Origin of the sequence: Streptomyces sp. NBC_00075, from assembly GCF_045041225.1 — a bacterium.
GTDB lineage: Bacteria > Actinomycetota > Actinomycetes > Streptomycetales > Streptomycetaceae > Streptomyces > Streptomyces adonidis.
The window spans coordinates 4,203,856-4,223,949 of record NZ_CP108243.1 but is presented as its reverse complement, the minus strand read 5'-3'; the positions used below and the strand labels follow the sequence as shown (position 1 = coordinate 4,223,949).

At 70.1% G+C, this 20,094-nt stretch carries 18 protein-coding genes; 7 read left to right on the top strand and 11 right to left on the bottom strand.

Features of this window, described 5'->3' with window-relative positions:
• Nucleotides 1-10: 10 nt before the first annotated feature.
• The 5 genes from OG787_RS18080 to OG787_RS18060 all read right to left on the bottom strand — a co-directional run bounded on the left by OG787_RS18080 (nt 11) and on the right by OG787_RS18060 (nt 2,624).
• A complete protein-coding gene (locus OG787_RS18080) occupies nt 11-436 on the bottom strand; it encodes a hypothetical protein (protein WP_405535736.1) in 426 nt (141 codons plus the stop codon).
• 8 nt (nt 437-444) lie between these two features.
• The gene (locus tag OG787_RS18075) at nt 445-735 is read right to left on the bottom strand and encodes a hypothetical protein (protein WP_369030536.1); all 291 of its coding nucleotides are present in this window, start codon (nt 733-735) and stop codon (nt 445-447) included.
• A gap of 137 nt (nt 736-872) precedes the next feature.
• Nucleotides 873-1,481, bottom strand: coding sequence for a phage tail protein (locus OG787_RS18070; protein ID WP_369030537.1), 609 nt, complete (start codon nt 1,479-1,481; stop codon nt 873-875).
• A gap of 74 nt (nt 1,482-1,555) precedes the next feature.
• Nucleotides 1,556-1,972 carry a hypothetical protein gene (locus OG787_RS18065; protein WP_369030538.1) on the bottom strand — a complete coding sequence of 139 codons (417 nt, stop codon included), beginning with the start codon at nt 1,970-1,972 and terminating at the stop codon, nt 1,556-1,558.
• A 208-nt stretch (nt 1,973-2,180) separates the two neighbouring features.
• Complete coding sequence (locus OG787_RS18060) at nt 2,181-2,624, bottom strand: helix-turn-helix domain-containing protein (RefSeq protein ID WP_405535735.1); 444 nt, start codon at nt 2,622-2,624, stop codon at nt 2,181-2,183.
• Nucleotides 2,625-2,818: 194 nt separating this feature from the next.
• Between OG787_RS18060 and OG787_RS18055 the strand changes: the two genes are divergently transcribed.
• Together OG787_RS18055 and OG787_RS18050 are read left to right on the top strand one after the other, a co-directional pair.
• Nucleotides 2,819-3,508 carry a hypothetical protein gene (locus OG787_RS18055; RefSeq protein ID WP_369030540.1) on the top strand — a complete coding sequence of 230 codons (690 nt, stop codon included), beginning with the start codon at nt 2,819-2,821 and terminating at the stop codon, nt 3,506-3,508.
• On the top strand, nt 3,505-3,732 hold the full coding sequence (locus OG787_RS18050; protein WP_369030541.1) for a hypothetical protein: 228 nt from the start codon (nt 3,505-3,507) through the stop codon (nt 3,730-3,732). Before OG787_RS18055 ends, OG787_RS18050 begins: the two co-directional genes overlap by 4 nt.
• A gap of 73 nt (nt 3,733-3,805) precedes the next feature.
• On the opposite strand, the gene OG787_RS18045 is transcribed toward OG787_RS18050, so the two are convergent.
• From OG787_RS18045 to OG787_RS18020, 6 genes are all read right to left on the bottom strand, one after another.
• Entirely contained in the window at nt 3,806-5,410 is a 1,605-nt protein-coding gene (locus OG787_RS18045; protein WP_405535734.1) for a M48 family metalloprotease, read from the bottom strand.
• 53 nt (nt 5,411-5,463) lie between these two features.
• Nucleotides 5,464-6,009, bottom strand: a complete 546-nt coding sequence (locus tag OG787_RS18040; protein ID WP_405535733.1) for a Pycsar system effector family protein — start codon at nt 6,007-6,009, stop codon at nt 5,464-5,466.
• Nucleotides 6,006-8,003 carry a hypothetical protein gene (locus tag OG787_RS18035; protein WP_405535732.1) on the bottom strand — a complete coding sequence of 666 codons (1,998 nt, stop codon included), beginning with the start codon at nt 8,001-8,003 and terminating at the stop codon, nt 6,006-6,008. Before OG787_RS18035 ends, OG787_RS18040 begins: the two co-directional genes overlap by 4 nt.
• Nucleotides 8,004-8,044: 41 nt before the next feature.
• Nucleotides 8,045-10,285 carry a hypothetical protein gene (locus tag OG787_RS18030; protein ID WP_405535731.1) on the bottom strand — a complete coding sequence of 747 codons (2,241 nt, stop codon included), beginning with the start codon at nt 10,283-10,285 and terminating at the stop codon, nt 8,045-8,047.
• Entirely contained in the window at nt 10,282-11,178 is an 897-nt protein-coding gene (locus OG787_RS18025; RefSeq protein ID WP_405535730.1) for a hypothetical protein, read from the bottom strand. Before OG787_RS18025 ends, OG787_RS18030 begins: the two co-directional genes overlap by 4 nt.
• A 143-nt stretch (nt 11,179-11,321) precedes the next feature.
• Nucleotides 11,322-12,032, bottom strand: a complete 711-nt coding sequence (locus tag OG787_RS18020; RefSeq protein ID WP_369030693.1) for a Crp/Fnr family transcriptional regulator — start codon at nt 12,030-12,032, stop codon at nt 11,322-11,324.
• Between the two features lie 416 nt (nt 12,033-12,448).
• Here OG787_RS18020 and rpsL point away from each other — a divergent pair, with 416 nt between their 5' ends.
• The 5 genes from rpsL to OG787_RS17995 all read left to right on the top strand — a co-directional run bounded on the left by rpsL (nt 12,449) and on the right by OG787_RS17995 (nt 20,085).
• The gene (gene rpsL / locus OG787_RS18015) at nt 12,449-12,820 is read left to right on the top strand and encodes a 30S ribosomal protein S12 (protein WP_003948652.1); all 372 of its coding nucleotides are present in this window, start codon (nt 12,449-12,451) and stop codon (nt 12,818-12,820) included.
• 3 nt (nt 12,821-12,823) lie between these two features.
• Entirely contained in the window at nt 12,824-13,294 is a 471-nt protein-coding gene (gene rpsG, locus OG787_RS18010; RefSeq protein ID WP_005481264.1) for a 30S ribosomal protein S7, read from the top strand.
• Between the two features lie 39 nt (nt 13,295-13,333).
• Nucleotides 13,334-15,460 (top strand): elongation factor G, encoded by a 2,127-nt coding sequence (gene fusA / locus OG787_RS18005; RefSeq protein WP_369030547.1) that lies wholly within the window; start codon nt 13,334-13,336, stop codon nt 15,458-15,460.
• A 143-nt stretch (nt 15,461-15,603) separates the two neighbouring features.
• Nucleotides 15,604-16,797 (top strand): elongation factor Tu, encoded by a 1,194-nt coding sequence (gene tuf, locus OG787_RS18000; protein ID WP_235475526.1) that lies wholly within the window; start codon nt 15,604-15,606, stop codon nt 16,795-16,797.
• 189 nt (nt 16,798-16,986) lie between these two features.
• Nucleotides 16,987-20,085 (top strand): glycosyl hydrolase 115 family protein, encoded by a 3,099-nt coding sequence (locus tag OG787_RS17995; protein WP_405535729.1) that lies wholly within the window; start codon nt 16,987-16,989, stop codon nt 20,083-20,085.
• The last annotated feature ends 9 nt before the right edge of the window (nt 20,086-20,094 follow it).

Genomic DNA, 20,094 nt, shown 5'->3' with positions numbered 1-20,094 from the left:
TGGGTCCGGGTCAGCCGAAGAAGCGGGCGACCTGGGAGGGTGTCGGCGGTGACGGTGCCGCCCCCGCACTGTCCCCATTGCCGGCCTCGTCCCCGTGATCGTCCTCGTCCCGCCGCCCCACCCTCGGGTCGTCGGGGCGGGGCACCGGCACCGGCAGCTCCGGCGGATCCGCGTCCTCGGCCGAGTTGACGGAGGCGAACATCCAGTTGGCGGCGGCCAGATGGTCCACGGTGGCGGCCAGCAGATGGTCGGTCACCGTCCACTCGGCGGCCTCGCCGTGGAGTTCGCGGTTGAGGGCGCAGTCGCGCGGCAGGTGTTTGACCAGCACCGCGAGCCGACGGGAGGAGAGCCGGCCGCGGTGCCAGTCGAGCAGGTCGGTGCCGTAGTAGCGGAGCAGGTCGGCTTCCAGGGCCTCGGCGTGTTCGTCGACGAACACGCCGAGGCTCAGCCTTCCCCCAGGCCGAGGCCCGTCTCCTTGCCGTACGCCTCCAGGATCGCGGCGATGTCCTGCATGGTGACCTCGTGCCGTTCGAACCGGGCGAACTGTTCCTCGCCCAGCAGCAGCGCGAGCAGCCCGTCCACGTCGTTGTCGTCGAGCTTGCGCAGGGCCTTGGCGGTGGCCCGGGTCAGCTCGGTCGGCAGGGTGAAGGTGTCGCCGTCCAGGTTGAAGGACCAGCTGCGGCCGAAGGATTCGAGGCGCTGGGCGCGGGCTGCGTTGACGTCGAAAGAGGCCATCTCGGTCGTACTCCTTGTCAGAGGCGGTCAGGCAGTGGGGTGGGGCGGTGGGGTGGGGTGATGGGCCGGACACCGGCGGCGCGGAGGGATCGCCCCCGGTGTCCGGCGGGTGGGGTGGAACGGGTGGATCGGGTGGGTCAGACCGCGTACGCCGCGTCCTTCATGACGAAGCCGCCCAGGGCCTCCCCCTCGACGGAGGCGAGGGCCTGGAAGGTGATGCCGAGCTGGGCCGGGGCCTTGCGGCCGAGCTTGATGTCGTCGGACGCCGTGACCTGGCCGCGCGGGATGCCGAAGCGGTACGTCACGACCGAGCCGTCGCTCGCCCGTACGTCCGTGAACTCCAGCCCGAGCGCGCGGACATCGGCGTACGCACGGTCCGCGATCTCGTACTCGAAGACCCCCGAGCCGCCCGCGGAGCCCTCGACGGGCTTGACCGAGCCGCCGCCCATGAAGAACGGCAGCGTGTCCTCGTTGAACTGGAGCAGCGAGAACTTCAGCGTCAGGTCCCGGTCGGAGTAGACGAAGTGGACCGGGCTGATCGTCTGCCAGCTGTCGACGGCCTCCAGCTTGTCCTTCTTGCTGAAGGTGACGCCCTCGCCGGAGGTGTAGCCCAGGTCCTTCCAGCGGGCGCCCCAGTCGGCGGCCGGGGTGTCGGAGAAGACGGTCGGTACGGCCGTGCCGGCGACGGCGACGTAGAGGCGGCCGGTTCCCGCGATGCGGATCTCTGAGGTGTTGCTACCTGCCATTGCTGGTTCTCCTCAACTAAGGGACAGGAAATGAGAGGTGGGAGGAAGCGCCGGGGGAGTGCCGGGGAGAGGGGTCAGTAGACGCTGACGGACACCTTGAGGACGCACACGTACCGATTGGCCGCCCGGTAGAGGTAGTCGGGCAGCCAACGCGGGCCGTCCTCCTCGACGACGTCGGTGATCAGATTCGTGCCGTACGTCCGTCCGGCCGCGGCGAGTACGGCGCGGCGGCCCGCGTTGGCCAGGGTGTGCGCGGCGGCCTTGGTCGGCCCGTACACCTCCAGCTCGATCAGCGGTTCGTCGACGTGCAGATCGCCGATCCAGGCACCACCGCGCCGGTTGACGAGGACGGCGGCGGCCGTGCCGTCGAAGTCACTGGGCGGCTCGACCGCGACGAGCGCGGTGGAGAGGGCCGGGTCGGCTTCGAGGATGTCGACGACCAGCGCCTCGACTTCGAGAAAGGTGTCGGGCGGAGGTACGGCTGAGGTCATTCCGGATCACCTCGGGCGGCTGGGCGACTGGGGCATCTGGGTCAACTGGGTCAACCGGGCGGTCCGGGGAACGCGAACAGGGGCTCCTGATGAGTCAGGAGCCCCTGGTGTGCGGACACAGTTCGGCTGCTGCGCCAACTGTGACAGATTGCTTGCTCGCGCGCAACTAGTGAGGCAGGGTGGTCATGGAGAGGCAGGGGGCGGGGGGTCAGTGGGAGGCGAGCGGTGTCCCCGCGTCCGCTGTCGGTGGCAGGAACTGCTCCACGGCTCGGGCGAAGCGCTCGCGCTGGTTCGTCGGTACGCCGAGGAGGTCGGCGGCCTCGTCCACGGTGAGCCGGCGGATCGGTGCGGAGGTGGGAGGGGTGGAGGGCAAGTGCGCGCGCGGGTCGGTGAGTTCCTCGGCGGTCAGTCGGCCGGAGCGGATGAGCATCTCGCGGACGGAGACGTCCAGTACGCGGGCGAGGCGTCGCGTCGTCTCCAGGTCCGGCATGCTCTGGCGGTGCAGCAGTCGGGTCACGGCCGCGCGGTGTACGCCCGCCTCGTCCGCGATGCGCGACTTGCCGCCGCCGCGTGGGCTGTCGATGTCGTAGCCGCGCCGGCGCATCAGCTCTTCGACCCATGCCGCGAACGCGTCGAGCTCGGGGGTCGTCATGGCGCTACTCGCTTTCCTTCGGGGGTGGCGCGAGTTTAGCTTGCTTGCGCGCGCGGAATTACAAGCTCGCAGCAAAGTGACAGAAGAGTACGGGGGAGAGGTCGGGGGCATGCGAGGTTCGTTTGACGTATGGCACGCACGAGCAAATCATTGCGCGCGCGCTCGCAATCTGTCGAGGTGTGCGGGAGGTTCCGTTGGCTGAGCGGCCGACCGCGCACGCCGCACTGTGGATCGGCGTTCTGGCGCAGCAATTCCCGGAACTCTACGAGGAGTTGGCCCCCGGTCGTGGCCGTACGCCCGGCCGCCGGAGCCGAACGGCACCCGCACCCACGGCCGAACTCGGCGCACGTCTCCGCCAGGAGCGCGAGGAGGCGCTGCTGCTCCAGCAGCACCATGGGCTGGCGGTGCCCGGGCACAGAACGGCTCCGTTGCGGCTGCACATCTCCGACACCATCCGCGACATCGCGGACGGCGTGGTCGAACTGGAGGAGGCCGTACACGACCGGCTCGGGCTGCCCCGGCCGGACCGCGCTCCCGTGCCGGAGCGGTTGCGCCGGATCGGGGCCCTGCTCGACGAGATCGCCACGGACCCGGTACTGGCCGTGCACGTCCGCGACGAGGCCCGTCGGCTGGCCCGGCGCTGCGCCCGTGCGCTGGGCGACAGCGAGATCGTCGTACGTGTGTCCGGCCGCTGCCCCTGGTGCGACTCGGTCTCCCTGCGGGCCTTCCCCGACCGCCAGTCGGTCCTCTGCATCAACCCCGCCTGCCGCTGCACCGCCCCCGACTGCGACTGCCACCACGATCCGGGGCACCGGCACAGGTGGCCGGAGGGGGAGTGGGAGCGGGTCGCCGCCGCGGGCTCCGCGATGGGGGCGGGCCGATGAGTACGTCGACGGGGACGCGGTACGACGGACAGCCGACCCTGATCACCGGGGAGCTGGCCGCCCGGGAGATCGGGGTCGCTCCCGCCACCATCCGGAAATGGGTGCAGCTCGGCCGTCTCACCGCCGCGGGCCGGGCCGGACGTGCCCTGCTCTTCAGGCTGGAGGACGTGTTCGCGGCGGAGCGGGCGACGCGGGCGGCGGCTCGGCGGTCACGGGAACGCTGAGCCGCTGAAGGTGCCGAGGATGCCGAAGGGCGGTCACCCGGATTATGGGAGGTGACCGCCCTTCGTTCTGTGCTCAGCGCTGCTGCTGGAGATACGGCTGGAGGTGGTGCAGCCGGGTGTGGTAGTCCGGGTGGGACGAGAGCAGCTTGCTCAGCGGGCTCTCCTCCGGCGCCACACCGCCGTTGAGCGCGGCGAGCGCCGCCGTCTGCGCCTGCTCGTCCTGGTGCAGCTTGTGGAGTACGGCGGCCAGCATCGGCGCGAAGCCGAGGGCGGCCGCGTGCTCGTCGGCGCGGAGTTCGGCGCGGCGGCCAACGGCGGCGAGGGCGTACGGCACGCCGAGGATCAGCAGGGGCAGGCCGTACAGGGTGCTGATGGTCGCCAGGGCGATGCTGCCGAGGACGAGCACGACGAAGGCGACGCCGAAGCAGGAGAAGGCGCGGGACACCTTGAAGACGATCACGGAGAGGGCGCGCAGGACCCGCCAGGCGATCCGGCCGGGCTGCGCGTACCAGTAGCCGAGGAGACCGGACCAGGCGTGGCCGCCGACGTGGTGGCCCAGCTCGTGTGCCATGACGGCGGCGAGTTCGCCGTTGGGCAGCTGGTTCATGGCGAAGCGGGTGACGCCGACGATGTGGCCGGCGGCGGCGACCGCGTTCAGGCCGTCGCTGTCCTCGACCCAGAGTTCGTAGTTGCGGCCCTCGACGCCCGCGCGGGCGGTGACCTCGCGCCAGACCGGTTCGAGTTTGGCTCGTTCTTGCGGAGTGGGGTAGCGCAGATGAAGCAAACGGCGCGCGAGGGCGCTTTCGGTGGGCCGGTGGAACACGAGTGCGCCGCTCAGCAGCCAGAGAATCACGACGAGGAACGCGAGTTCCTGGAAGAAGAGGGAGAAGAGGCTGACGACGAGGAGGCTACAGAGGAAGTTCGGGAGATAGAGGAGCAGGTTCCCCACGGCGGTGCCGTCGGTACGGCGCTGGTGGGCGGAGATGTGGACGCGTCGGGGATCGGTGGGGATGTGGTGGGGGTGCTCGGTGGGAGGGGTTGGGGTTGGGGTCGTGGTCGGGGGTTGCTGTGGGGGCGCGTACTGCGGGGGGACCGGCGGCTGGGCGGTGGCGGCCTGGGGGTAGGACGGCGGGGGCTGGGCGGGGGCCGCGCCCGGGTAGGCGGGTGGAGGCTGGGCCGGGTTCAGGGGCGAGCCCGGGTAGGCCGGGGGTTGGGCGGACTCGGGGTATGCGGGTGCCTGGGGAGCGGCTGCGGGGTACGAGGGCGGTTGGGCTGCGTCTGCGTGCTGGGGCGGCTGGGCCGGGTCCGGGTACGGCGGGGGTTGCTGCGCCGCCTGCGGGTACGCGGGAGCGGACTGCCCGGGGTACGGCGGCGGGGCCGAGGAGTGGGCCGCTGCCGACCCGGGGTATGCGGGCGGGGCTGACGGCTGCGCCGCTGCCTGTCCGGGATACGTCGGCGGGCCCGGGGGCCGGGGGGCGGTCTCGGGGTGTGCCCGTGGGCCCGGAGGTCGGGGCGCGGTCTCGGGGTACTGCGGCGGGAGCGGGGTCTGGGCGGCGGTCTCGGGGTAGGACGGCGGGACCGGAGGCTGGTGGGCGGCGGTCTCGGGGTACGTCGGCGGGGACAGGGGCTGCTCGGCGGGCTCGGGGTACTCCGGTGGTGACGAGGGTGGCTGGGTCATGGTCTTCCTTCACGTACGGGGACGGTGACTGAGCGGTCCGGTGTCCGGTGTGATCAGCCGATGAGCAGCGAGGCGGGGAGGAGAAGCGTGCCGGTGCAGAAGGAGATCAGGCCGGTACGGATCCACTGGTGCTTGCGCGTGGCGATACGGCTCGTCTCGGTGAGCGCCGAGGTGAGCGCGGCCGTGGGATCGCGCTGGGTGTCGGCGAGCGCTGCCTCCAACTGGCCGAGCCGTAAGGCGTGTTGGATGTCGGCGAAGTAGGAGAGGGGCTGGCCCGGAGTCCACGGTTCGGAGCGGTGGCGGGGCAGGACGGCGAGGAGCAGCGCGAACAGCGACAGCACCAGGGAGCCGGCCCCGGCGCCCCAGACGACGGTGCCGAAGGTGCTGAGCGCACCCGGGTTCCAGTTCCGCCCGGCGAGCAGCCCGCTGAACACACCGGCGGTCATCCCGAGCGCGGCGACCAGGACGGACGCCTTGCTGTCGGCACGGGCGATCTCGGTACGGAGGTCCGCGAGCAGGCGCTCGCAGAGCTGGGTCGGGTCGGCGGGCGGGTCCGGCGGGAGCGGCGTCGGCGTGGGGCGCGGATCGAGCGTGGTCATGCGCCGCCGCCTGCCTTGTCCTCCTCGCTTCCGTCCCCGGCCTCGTCCGCCGACGCGTTCTGCTGCTCGGGGAGGGTCGGGGTGCTGCCGTAGCCGGGGGGCGGTTGCCAGGCGGGGGCTTGGGGTGCGGCGTACGGCTGCTGGTACGGGGCGCCCGGCGGGACGTACGGGGCGGCCGTGGGCGGTCCGGGGACATCGGCGGGGCCCGGGCCTCCGTACGAGGGAACGGCCCCGTACGGCCCACCGGCACCCGGCATCGGAGCCTGGCCCGCAGGCGCCTGCGGAGCGCCCGGATACGGGCTCGCCGGGCTCTGGGCGCCCCAGGCGGAGGCGGCCGGCGCGGCGCCCGGAGGCACCGGCGGCTGGGCAGCCTGCGCCTGAGCCGGGGTCGCGTCGCTGGGAGGCCGACCCGGGGTCCCGTACATGGAGCCGGGCTGCCCGGGGACGGGTCCGGGCGGGCCGGAGACGAGATCCGGTTGCCCGGGCACAGATCCCGGCGGGCCGGAGACGAACCCTGGCTGGCCGGAGACGGGACCCGACTGACCTGGTGGGAAGCCTGGTTGCCCGGGGGCGACCGCCGACTGGCCAGGGGCAGAGGCCTGTTGTCCAGGGACGGGGCCCGACTGGCCCGGGCCGGAAGCCGGTTGCCCGGGGACGGGCCCCGACTGGCCCGGGAAGAAGCCCGGTTGGCCGGGGACAGGTCCGTGCGGGCCAGGTGCGGAGCCCGGTTGCCCGGCGACGAGGCCCGCCTGGCCCGCTGCTCCAGGGACGAACCCCGGCTGCCCAGCCACCCCAGGCACCCCCTGCCCATACCCCGCCCCGTACGGATCGCCGTACGGATCCCCCGGAGCCCCCTCCCCGCCCGGAAGCGACGGCGGTGTCTGCGGGACGCCCGGGAGGCGTTGGGTCAGGATGTCGCTCACTGTGCGCAGGGCCAGTTGCTTGGGGCCCTCCAGCTCGAACTTCTCCGCGTTGTCGCCGTGGAGAAGGTCCTTCACCAGGTCCATCTGGGCCTGGATCATGCGGAGTTGGTCGTCGCGCATGCTCGTCATGACCAGGCGGGAGTCCTCGGGGTGCTGGGCGAGGTGCAGGGCCCAGGCCTGGACGCCGCCCTGGGAGAGGTGCCACTGGTAGAAGGCGATCTTCTCCGCCTCGATCCTCTGCATCTCCAGTTCCTGGTGGCCCTGTTGGATGGCGAGCTGGTGCTGCTGGCTGCTCTGAAGGGCCGCCTGTTCGTAGTCCCAGCGCTGTTGTTGCAGGGCCAGGTGCTGCTGCTGGGTGCCGTACGACATCGCGCGCTCGATCTGGAGGGCGTCCTGCTGACGGTTGCGGCGGTCCACCTCCACGTCGACCTCGGAGCCGCGCTCGGCCGCCCGTACCTGCTCGGTCGCCGAGTGGTCGATCGCCTGGAGGCGGCGCTGGTGGTCGATGTTCTCCTGGTCGCGGCGCAGCCGCAGGGTCCAGGTGGTCTGGAGGCCCGCCGGGGCGCCCAGCGGGCCCAGGACGTTGATCGCCTGGAGCAACTCCCCCTCCGCCGCCGCGCTCTCCGCGATCGGGAAGCGCCGGCTCACCGGCCGCGCCGCGCGCTGGAGTTCGCCGATGAGCAGGCCCGGCACGTCCCGGTGGCCGCTGCCCACGAACCGCTCCGGGTCGACGACCTGCCAGGACACGTCGACCTCGGCCGAGAACTCGAACGCGTCGTTGTCGCTGGGGAGCGTGAGCGTGCCGGAGAACGGATGCACGCCCATGTCGACCTCGTACACCGCCGTGTAGTGGCGGGCCGCGATCTCGCTGCGCGTCGGACGGCGGGGCGGGAGGTAGGCCTCGTAGCCGCCCTTGGCGGTCGAGAAGACGAGCGCGTGGTCGATACGGACCGTCGACTTCAACGAGAGCTCGAAGCGCGACAGTTGCCGCACGGTGAGGACCGGGTCGATCAGCTGGGTGTGCCGGTCCGCGGACTGCTGCCACTCGGGCGGGCGGTGGAAGGCGGGCATCGTGCGTTGCTCCTCGGTGAGCGTGAGCGGTATGTGACTTGCTAGCGGAGCGGGAGTGTCGTGAGGAGGCGGGCCGCCACTGCCGGCGGGGCCGCGCCGTCCTCGCCCGGCATCGTCCGCAGGAGATGGCCCAGGCGCTGGAACTCCGCCTGGGTGGTGACCAGGGTCGGGAGCAGATGAGCGAGGGCCCATTCCGTGGTCGTCGAGCGGTCGGCGATCAGGACCCACTCGCGCAGCACGTCGAGGGCGTACCGGGTCGTGTTCGGATCGCCCAGCGCCGCCCGCCACAGGAACGGGACGCCCCGCGCGCCGGCCGTGCGGTCGGTGACCGACCGCGCGTACCAGCCGAGGACCAGCGGATGGCCGTACCGCTCGTCGTCCTGGGTGCGGCGGCAGGCGCTGACGAAGCCGCCGATGGTCAGGTCGTGCACCGGGCGGTCGTCGTCCAGGTGCGTGCGCAGTTCGGCGAGGACGGTGTCACCGGCCTCGGAGAGCAGCAACAGGGCGACGGCCTCCCGCAGTTCGTCGGCCATCTCGCGGTCGAAGGCGTCCCGGTCGCCGAGGTTGTCGTACAGACTGCGGGCCGCCGTACGCAGCGCGGCGAGGGCCTGCTCGGGGCGTTCGGGGCCGATCAGCGCGTACGCCCGTACGGCCACCCAGCGCAGCCGCCGGTCCTCGTGCCTGGACCACTCGTCGAGGATGCGCGGGATGTTCGGCGTGTCGATGAGATGCGCGAGGGTGAGCGAGTTGACGGCCACCAGCCGGTGCCGGAAGCGGTTGGAGGTCGCCCAGGGCTCGATGACCAGGGCCATCGCCGAGGGCAGGTCCGTGCGGGCCAGGACGGCCACCGTGGACGCGGCCCGGGTGCGGACCAACGGGCGCCCGTCGTCGGCCAGTTGACGCAGCCAGCTGATCAGCGCGGGTCGGGCGGAGGGGTGGCCCGTCCAGACCTCGCGCAGGAGGACCAGGGAGGCGCGGTCGTCGATGAACCGGGCCTTCTGCTGGGTCACCGGACCCCACTCGGTGTGCTCGTCGTCCTCGTACCGCTCGGCGCGGGCGAGTTGGAGCCGCTTGCCGATGTGCGTGCCGAAGACGGGGACCTCGGGGATGCCGACCGGGTTCTGTGTCTTCTGGAGGAACCGGTAGAGCAGATCGCTGAGTTCGGCGGTGAGGGCGTACGGGCCGTCGTCGAACGCGGCCAGCGCGACCAGGAACGCCTTGTCGCGCAGATGGATCGACGCCTCGTCCTCCTCGAACCACTCCTGGACCTGGTTCTCCAGGGATATGAGGGAGAACTGCGCCACGGCGTCCTCGGTGACCTCGCCCGCCGCGTGCCGCCCGAGCAGCTGGGCGAAGGCGGCGACCTCGCGCAACTGGTGACTGCGGCTCAGGAACTCGGTCACGTCCGGGAGTTCGAGCAGCTTCGCCGTCGTCTCCTCGTCGGAGACACGGGTACGGAGGTGTGCGGCGAGTACGTCGGCCGCGGGCGGCGCATGCCATTCGGCGACCGGTACGTCCTCCAGCACGGCGGTGTGGCCGACGGTGACGACGAGATACGCGTCCTGAGCGGCCAGCCGGTCGCGGGCGGCGAGGAGATGGTGCTCGCGGAGGGGGCGGCCTCGGTGGGTGGCCAGGTCGGCGAGGACGTAGCCCCGGGGCCGGCCCTGGGGGCGTTCGCCGGTCTCCCCCGCCGCCGTGGCTCTCTCCGCCAGTGTGCCCGGGTCCGTGTCGCGGTCGAGCGTGTGCACGGGGGCCGCCCCGAGCCGGTGCAGGAGGGTCAGGGCGGCCGTACGTCTGCCGGTGAAGCGGGCGCCGGACAGGACGAGGACGCGGTCGCGGCGCAGCCGGGCGAGCAGGTCCTCGACGGTCGCGTCGGCGGCGACGAACGAGGCGGCGAGCCGGTCGAGCGTGGTCTGCGGGACCTCACCGGAGGCGGAGGCGGCGGCGGACGGAGCGGAGAAGCCGGATATCGACCACTGGTGGATCTCCGTCTTCGTGCCCATGATCACGTCGCCGGTGACCTGCCCGCCACTGACACCGTGCTGGTCGCCGGCGATCGCGCTGCCGCCTATGCGGGCATCGCCCCCGAAGCGCATCGTCCGGGGGCTGTGGTCGATCAGGTCGCGCCGGGCCGACCAGGCGGTCTGCGCCTGCTCGCGGTCCTCGGATCCCTCGGCGCCCTCGGCCTCCTTCGCCTCCTTGGCGGCGCCGTCTCTGCCGTCCTTGCCGTCGTCGGAGGCGGCCGGGTCGTCTGCGGCATCCTGTGCGTCCGGTGTGCTCATGAGCCGTCACCCCCGTTGCGGCCGCCCATGTTGACGTCGCCGGTGACCTGTCCGCCGCTGACGCCGTGCTGGTCGCCGGCCACGACGCTGCCGCCGATGCTGACGGCACCGTTGAAGTTGAAGACGGGGCCCGGGGCGGGTCGGCTCTCCGGCGCGGGCGAGGTGCCCTGCGCGGGGACCCTCGGTTCCGGCGTCCCCTTCGTCTCCGGTGACTGCGGGGTCTGCGGCGCCGGGCGGTCCCCCGAACCGCCCGGCGCCTCCCCCACCCCCGTGTCACGGTGGTCCTGGTCGGCCGTACCGGCCGGGGCCGCCTCGAATCCGCCGGGCAGCGGACCGTGCAGCCAGGCCCTCATCCGGCCGTTCTTGGTGTCGACCCCGACCGGGTGGAACTCGTCGGCCGGGATGCCGGGGTGGTTGTGCCGTACGACACCCCCGTACAGGGAGTCCGAGACGATCAGCGCGAAGTCGTGGGGGCGTTCGCGCAGCGCCGCCCGCAGCAGCTGGGCGTCCAGCAGCCGGCAGGCGTTGTTCAGGTCGGTGCCGACCCAGCCGTCGTGCTCGTCCACGGCCACGTACCCGGTGGCGACGACCCCGCGCAGCCGGATCTGGGCCGAGCTGGACGCCATGCGGTTGACGGTCCGCAGCTGGGCCGGGACCTCCACGAGCAGGGCCCGCAGCAGGGCGGTGACCGGGGCGTTCGCGTCGATCAGCTCCATCACGGAGTCCCCGCGGTCGGCACGCAGGCGGCGGGTCTCGTCGATGCCGGCGCTTTCGAGTGCGCGGTCGGTGATGTCGTACAGCATGCGCCGCAGGTAGGCCTGCTCCACGTCGTCCCGGTCGCTGAACCTCTCTATGTCCAGCAGCAGGATCGTGCGGCTCACGGGGTCGGTCATGGTCGCCCTTCGACATGCATGTGGGGGTTGCTTGCAGCAGCGTGGCGGTTGGGGACGGTGCGGTGTGAGGGCGGATGACGCAGTCGGAGTGTGTAGGGGTACACATAAGGGAGTTGAGGTGAGCGTCGTACCTGAAGGCACACTCAACCGTCGGACGCCGCGATCCTCCGCAAGATGTCCGGCCTCCGAATGAGCAGCGCCCGCCTCCCCGTCTCCACCGCCTCCTTCTCGCGCAGTTCCCGCAGCAGGCGCTGGACCATCTCCCTGGACGCGCCCACCGAGCCCGCCAGCTCCTGCTTGCTCAGGGGGACCGAGAGTTCGATGCCCTCGGGGGTGCGGCGGCCGTGGGTGCGGGCGAGGTCCAGGAGGAGGATCGCGAAGCGTTCCCGCACGTTCATGGACGCGAACTCCAGGCGGCGGCGGTCGGCGGCCCGGGTGCGGTCGGCGGTGAGGCCCAGGAGGGCGAAGGAGACAGCGGGTGAACGGGCCAGGAAGTCCTTGAAGCGCTCGTGTTCGACGGCCACCGCCCGGACCGCCTCCAGCGCGGTCACCGTGGCCGAGCGGGGGCGGCCGGTGAGCGCCGCCGACTCGCCGACTATGTCGCCGGGGCCGCGCAGGGCGAGCAGGGCCTCGTAGCCGTTGGCGGCCGAGGCCGTCACCTTTGTCCAGCCCTGGACCAGGAAGAGGACGTGGGAGGAGGGCTCGCTCTGATGTATCAGGGCCACCCGGGTGGCGAAATTCAGTTCGCGGCCCAGGGACAGGAGGGCCGTGCGGTCCTCCTGTTCCAGACGGGCCAGGAAGGGCACCCGGTCGTCCAGGCCCCCGTCGTCCAGTGAATGCGCCGCCGTCCTCATCACGCTCTGCCCCCGAATCGTCGCAGCGGACGGATCAAGGTACTGAACGGGCAAGCCCACCGGGCTGTAAAGGGCGCGAATCAGCCACCTTGGCCAGCAAGCCGCCGTAAGGCATGCAAAGCTGCTAGAAGCAAACAAACGGTGGCTCGGGCGCCGCCCGGACCCCGGCCTGTCGTACCGGCGTCCATTTGTTTTGACCGAAGTCGTTGAGGTAGGTACGCTCAGACCTTGTGCCTGGGGTGTGCCCTGGCCCTCGTGCGTGCCTTCGAACCGTACGGGGAGCTGTAAGCGGCCACCGCAATCTGCGCCCTTTTCGCCTTGCCGGCGGGAGTCTGCAGTATTCGACACACCCGACCGCGTGGGTCGGCGATGTTCCAGGTTAGCTTCACCATCGGCACACAGAAACCGGAGAAGTAGTGCCTACGATCCAGCAGCTGGTCCGGAAGGGCCGGCAGGACAAGGTCGAGAAGAACAAGACGCCCGCGCTTGAGGGCTCGCCCCAGCGCCGTGGCGTCTGCACGCGTGTGTTCACGACCACCCCGAAGAAGCCGAACTCGGCCCTGCGTAAGGTCGCGCGTGTGCGTCTGACCAGCGGGATCGAGGTCACGGCTTACATTCCGGGTGAGGGACACAACCTGCAGGAGCACTCCATCGTGCTCGTGCGTGGTGGCCGTGTGAAGGACCTGCCCGGTGTTCGCTACAAGATCATCCGCGGCTCCCTTGACACCCAGGGTGTCAAGAACCGCAAGCAGGCCCGCAGCCGCTACGGCGCCAAGAAGGAGAAGTAGAAAATGCCTCGTAAGGGCCCCGCCCCGAAGCGCCCGGTCATCATCGACCCGGTCTACGGTTCTCCTCTTGTCACCTCCCTGATCAACAAGGTGCTGCTGAACGGCAAGCGCTCCACCGCCGAGCGCATCGTGTACGGCGCCATGGAGGGCCTGCGCGAGAAGACCAGCAACGACCCGGTCATCACGCTGAAGCGCGCGCTGGAGAACATCAAGCCGACCCTCGAGGTCAAGTCCCGCCGTGTCGGTGGTGCGACGTACCAGGTTCCGATCGAGGTCAAGCCCGGTCGCGCCAACACGCTCGCGCTGCGCTGGCTGGTCGGTTACTCCCGCGCCCGTCGCGAGAAGACCATGACCGAGCGTCTGCTCAACGAGCTTCTCGACGCCTCGAACGGCCTCGGTGCGGCCGTGAAGAAGCGCGAGGACACCCACAAGATGGCCGAGTCCAACAAGGCCTTCGCGCACTACCGCTGGTAGTCGCTACCCCCATCGAGACCGAGAGAAGACCGAAGCCTTATGGCTACCACTTCACTTGACCTGGCCAGGGTCCGCAACATCGGGATCATGGCCCACATCGACGCGGGTAAGACGACCACCACCGAGCGGATCCTCTTCTACACCGGCGTCAGCTACAAGATCGGTGAAGTCCACGACGGCGCCGCCACCATGGACTGGATGGAGCAGGAGCAGGAGCGTGGCATCACGATCACCTCTGCTGCCACCACCTGTCACTGGCCGCTTGAGGACGACGACTACACCATCAACATCATCGACACCCCCGGGCACGTCGACTTCACGGTCGAGGTGGAGCGTTCGCTCCGCGTCCTCGACGGTGCCGTCACGGTGTTCGACGGTGTCGCGGGTGTCGAGCCGCAGTCCGAGACGGTGTGGCGTCAGGCCGACCGCTACGGCGTGCCCCGCATCTGCTTCGTCAACAAGCTCGACCGGACCGGCGCGGAGTTCCACCGCTGCGTCGACATGATCAAGGACCGCCTCGGTGCGGTTCCGCTGATCATGCAGCTTCCGATCGGTGCCGAGATGGACTTCAAGGGCGTTGTGGACCTGGTCCGCATGAAGGCGCTCGTGTGGTCCGCCGAGGCGGCCAAGGGCGAGATGTACGACGTCGTCGACATCCCGGCCACGCACGTCGAGGCTGCCGAGGAGTACCGCGGCAAGCTCGTCGAGGCCGTCGCGGAGAACGACGACGAGATCATGGAGCTGTTCCTGGAGGGCCAGGAGCCCACCGAGGAGCAGCTGTACGCCGCGATCCGTCGCGTCACCATCGCGTCCGGCAAGTCCAAGGGCGTCACGGTCACCCCGGTGTTCTGTGGCACCGCGTTCAAGAACAAGGGCGTCCAGCCCCTGCTCGACGCGGTCGTGCGCTACCTGCCGACCCCGCTCGACGTCGAGGCCATCGAAGGCCACGACGTGAAGGACCCCGAGCTGGTCGTCAAGCGCAAGCCGTCCGTGGACGAGCCGCTGTCCGCGCTCGCGTTCAAGATCATGAGCGACCCGCACCTCGGCAAGCTCACCTTCGTACGCATCTACTCCGGTCGCCTGGAGTCCGGCTCGGCGGTGCTCAACTCCGTCAAGGGCCGGAAGGAGCGCATCGGCAAGATCTACCGTATGCACGCGAACAAGCGTGAGGAGATCGAGTCGGTGGGCGCCGGCGACATCGTCGCCGTGATGGGTCTGAAGCAGACCACGACCGGTGAGACGCTGTGTGACGACAAGGCCCCGGTGATCCTGGAGTCCATGGACTTCCCGGCGCCGGTCATCCAGGTCGCCATCGAGCCCAAGTCCAAGGGTGACCAGGAGAAGCTGGGTGTAGCCATCCAGCGTCTCGCGGAGGAGGACCCCTCCTTCCAGGTTCACTCGGACGAGGAGACCGGCCAGACCATCATCGGTGGTATGGGCGAGCTGCACCTCGAGGTGCTGGTCGACCGTATGCGCCGTGAGTTCAAGGTCGAGGCCAACGTCGGCAAGCCGCAGGTCGCGTACCGCGAGACGATCCGCAAGGCCGTCGAGCGCGTGGACTACACCCACAAGAAGCAGACCGGTGGTACCGGTCAGTTCGCCAAGGTGCAGATCGCGATCGAGCCCATCGAGGGCGGCGACGCGTCGTACGAGTTCGTGAACAAGGTGACCGGTGGTCGCATCCCGAAGGAGTACATCCCTTCGGTCGACGCCGGTGCGCAGGAGGCCATGCAGTTCGGCATCCTCGCCGGTTACGAGATGACTGGTGTCCGCATCATTCTTCTCGACGGCGCCTACCACGAGGTCGACTCCTCCGAACTGGCGTTCAAGATCGCCGGCTCGCAGGCCTTCAAGGAGGCCGCGCGCAAGGCCAGCCCTGTGCTCCTGGAGCCGATGATGGCCGTCGAGGTCACCACGCCCGAGGACTACATGGGTGACGTCATCGGCGACATCAACTCCCGCCGTGGTCAGATCCAGGCCATGGAGGAGCGTGCCGGTGCCCGCGTCGTGAAGGGCCTCGTGCCCCTCTCGGAGATGTTCGGCTACGTCGGTGACCTCCGCAGCAAGACCTCGGGTCGCGCAAGCTACTCGATGCAGTTCGACTCCTACGCCGAGGTTCCCCGGAACGTCGCCGAGGAGATCATCGCGAAGGCCAAGGGCGAGTAACACACACCGTTTACACGCTTTAGGCTTGACACCGACCGCCGGGGCTCACCCGGGAGGGCAGAGCCCGGCGGGCGGCATCCCAGCAAAGATCACCTGGCGCCGATGAGTAAGGCGTACCAGAACCACTCCGCAGGAGGACCCCAGTGGCGAAGGCAAAGTTCGAGCGGACTAAGCCGCACGTCAACATCGGCACCATCGGTCACATCGACCACGGTAAGACGACCCTCACGGCCGCCATTACCAAGGTGCTGCACGACAAGTACCCCGACCTGAACGAGGCCTCGGCCTTCGACCAGATCGACAAGGCTCCTGAGGAGCGCCAGCGCGGTATCACCATCTCCATCGCGCACGTCGAGTACCAGACGGAGGGTCGTCACTACGCCCACGTCGACTGCCCGGGTCACGCGGACTACATCAAGAACATGATCACCGGTGCCGCCCAGATGGACGGCGCGATCCTGGTCGTGGCCGCCACCGACGGCCCGATGCCGCAGACCAAGGAGCACGTGCTCCTGGCCCGCCAGGTCGGCGTGCCGTACATCGTCGTCGCCCTGAACAAGGCCGACATGGTGGACGACGAGGAGATCCTGGAGCTCGTCGAGCTCGAGGTCCGTGAGCTCCTCTCCGAGTACGAGTTCCCGGGCGACGACCTGCCGGTCGTCAAGGTCTCGGCGCTCAAGGCGCTCGAGGGCGACGCCGAGTGGGGTCAGTCGGTTCTCGACCTCATGGCCGCCGTCGACGAGGCGATCCCGACCCCCGAGCGTGACGTCGACAAGCCGTTCCTCATGCCCGTCGAGGACGTCTTCACGATCACCGGTCGCGGTACGGTCGTCACCGGCCGTATCGAGCGTGGTGTCCTGAAGGTCAACGAGACCGTTGACATCATCGGCATCAAGCAGGAGAAGACCACCACCACGGTCACCGGCATCGAGATGTTCCGCAAGCTGCTCGACGAGGGCCAGGCGGGCGAGAACGTCGGTCTGCTCCTCCGTGGCATCAAGCGCGAGGACGTCGAGCGCGGCCAGGTCATCATCAAGCCCGGCTCGGTCACCCCGCACACCTCGTTCGAGGCGCAGGCCTACATCCTGTCCAAGGACGAGGGCGGCCGTCACACGCCGTTCTTCAACAACTACCGCCCCCAGTTCTACTTCCGCACCACGGACGTGACCGGCGTCGTGACCCTCCCCGAGGGCACCGAGATGGTCATGCCGGGCGACAACACCGAGATGAGCGTCGAGCTCATTCAGCCCATCGCCATGGAAGAGGGCCTGAAGTTCGCCATCCGTGAGGGTGGCCGGACCGTGGGCGCCGGCCAGGTCATCAAGATCAACAAGTAGGTCTTGTTGGCTTGACAGCCTGACCCGGTACTTCGGGCAGTTCTTCAGAGGGGCCCGTACGACTTCGGTCGTGCGGGCCCCTTTGCTGTTACGAAACTATTCGGCGCGTACGACCCGTTGTTCACTCCGTGCACTCACCCCACCATTTGTCATGCCACTGACCAAATTCGGCGGAGGGGTGGGTACGTCATGTCTGGGGCCGTCAGCCGTAGAGCCGTTCTCGGGGCCGGTATCGCCGCGGTGCCGGTGTTGTCGGGGGTCGCGCGGGCGGGGGAGACCGGCGTTCGCCGTACGGACGCCGGCGCGTACATCTCGTTCACCGGCGGGGCGTTCGCGCTGGTCGGCGCCCCGGTCGTGGTCAGCACGGACGACCACCCCGGGGTCGTACGAGTGGCTGCCGACCTGCGGGACGACATCGAACGCGTCACAGGTGTACGTCCGGCCGCGACCGTCGCCCGAGAGGTGATCCTCGTCGGCACGATAGGCCGCAGTCCGCTGATCGACGGTCTGGTCCGCACCGGCAAGCTCGACGTCACGGGCATCGCGGGGCGCTGGGAGACCTCACTCCAGACCGTCGTGGAACACCCGATGCCCGGCGTCGACCGGGCGTTCGTCATCGCGGGCAGCGACCCGCGCGGCACGATCTTCGGGGCGTACGACGTCTCGTACGGCATCGGGGTCTCGCCCTGGTACTGGTGGGACGACGTCCCGCCGGTCCACCGGGACGCGGTGTACGTGTTACCGGGCAGGTTCACGCAGGGCACCCCGGCCGTGAAGTACCGGGGAATCTTCATCAACGACGAGAACCCGGCGCTGGGGACGTGGGCGCCGAGGTTCTTCGGCCCCGGGAAGGCGCCGGGCCACCCCGGCGGCTTCAACTCCGCCTTCTTCGAGCGGGTCTTCGAGGTGCTGCTGCGTCTGAAGGCCAACTACCTCTGGCCGGCCGTGTGGGGCCGGGCGTTCGCCGAGGACGACCCGGAGAACCATGCTCGGGCGAAGGCGTACGGCATCGTCATGGGTACGTCCCACGAGGCGCCGATGATGCGCGGCATCGAGGAGTGGAACCGGCACGCGGTACCGGCGGTGCGCGACAGCGCGGGGAACGTGGTGACGCCGGGCCGGGACCCGTACGGGGGCACGGGGGAGTGGTCGTACCGGCGGAACGCGGCGGCGGTAAGGGCGTATTGGCGCGACGGAATCCAGCGCATGGTCGACGAGGACTTCGAGGGCGTCGTCACGCTCGGCATGCGCGGCAACGGCGACACCAGCCTGCCGGACGGCGACGGCATCGAGCTGATGCGGGAGATCATCGAGACGCAGAGAGGGATCATCGCGGAGGTGACGGGCAGGCCGCTGTCGGAGACCCCGCAGGTGTGGACCCTGTACAAGGAGGTCCAGCGGTACTGGGACCGGGGGTTGAGGGTTCCGGGCGACGTCACGGTCGTCCTCACGGACGACAACTGGGGCAACATCCGCAAGCATCCCGACCCGGCGGAACCGGCGAGGAGCGGTGGGTATGGGTTGTACTACCACTTTGACTACGTCGGCGTGGGCCGCAACTACAAGTGGGTGGACACGGCCAACCTCCAGAACCTCTGGGACCAGCTCCACCAGGCGCACGCGTACGGGAACCACGGCCTGTGGGTGACGAACGTCGGCGACCTGAAGGGGAACGAACTCCCGACCGAGTTCTTCCTCAACTACGCCTGGAATCCCACTCGTTGGGACCTGTCGGCCCTGGAGGAGTGGGAACGGCGGTACGCCCGGCAGAACTTCGGGGCCGAGCACGCGGCGGCGATCGCGTCGGTGCTCGCCGAGTACGGGCAGCTCCAGGCCCGCCGCAAGCCCGAGTTGCTCAACCGCCGCATCACCCTGAACCCCGCGAAGGACCCGACGAAGGACGAGTCGGCGATCGTGTACGACGACCAGGAGACCCCTTTCCGCTTCGGTCACCGGGAGTTGGAGCGGGCGACGGAGGAGTGGCGGGGGCTGGCGCGGGAGGCGGAGCGGGTGGGGCGGCGGCTGCCCGCGTCGGCGCAGGACGCGTGGTACGAGCTGGTCGGGTACGAGGTGGCGGCGACCGCCAACCTGTACGCCCTGCGCGAGGCCGAGTTCAAGAACCTCCTGTACGCGGCTCAGGGGCGCGCGGCGACCAACGACCGCGCGGCGGAGGCGGAAGCCGGCCTGGAACGGGACTTCGCGCTCGCCGATCACTTCAACCATGCGGTGGCCGGCGGCAAATGGGAGGGCTTCCAGACCCAGCCGCACATCGACTACGGCGATGTGGAACGGTACGGGCCCAACGCGCCCTGGCAGCAGCCAGAGAAGGACAACGTGGCACTCCCGGACGTGCTGTTCCCGGCCGTGCGGCGCGTGGAGCTGCCGGTGGACGGGGAGTTGGGGGTGTCGGTCGACGGCGCGGAGGACTCGGGGGAGTGGTGGCCGGGGGGTGCGGAGCGGGAGGCCGTGCTGCCGGTGTTCAGCCCGTTTCAGACGCGGCCCGACCAGTACGTCGAGGTGTTCAACCGGGGGCGTACGCCCTTCGCGTACCGGGTGGAGTCGTCGGTGTCGTGGCTGGTGGTGGACCGGCCGAGGGGGCGGGTCGAGCAGCAGGTGCGGTTGGGGGTGACCGTGGACTGGGCGCGGGTGCCGGACGGTCGTACGGAGGCCTCGTTGACGGTGTCGGGCGCGGGGGCGTCGGTGGCGGTCGGGTGTGTCGTGGAGAAGCCGTCTCGGAGGGAACGGCGGGGGCTGCGGGGGTTCGTGGAGGCGGGGGGTTATGTGGCGATCGACGCCGACAACCACTCGCGGGCGGTCGGGAGTTGGCGGCGGCTGGACCGTATCGGGCGGACGGGCGCGGGGATGACGCCCTGGCCGGTGACGGCTCCGCGCCGGACGCCGGGCGGGGGTTCGGCGCGGCTGGAGTACGAGGTCGGTCTGCTGTCGGCGGGTGAGGTGACGGTGTGGGCGTATCTGTCGCCACGCAATCCGACGCTTCCGACGGGCGGGCTGCGCTACGCGGTCTCGTTCGACGAGGGCGAGCCGCAGCAGGTCGACATCCACGCCGTCACGGGCGCGGACGACGGTCTGATGAACAAGCAGTGGGCACGGCACACGTCCGACAACGTGAATGTGACGGCGACCAGGCATGCGGTGGCTGCGGCGGGGGTGCACCGGCTGAAGTTCTGGGTGGTCGATCCGACGGTGGTGGTGCAGCGGCTGGTGATCGACACGGGTGGGCTGACGCCGACTTGTCTGGGGCCGTTGGAGAGTCGCCGCATCCGCTGAAGAGGTAGT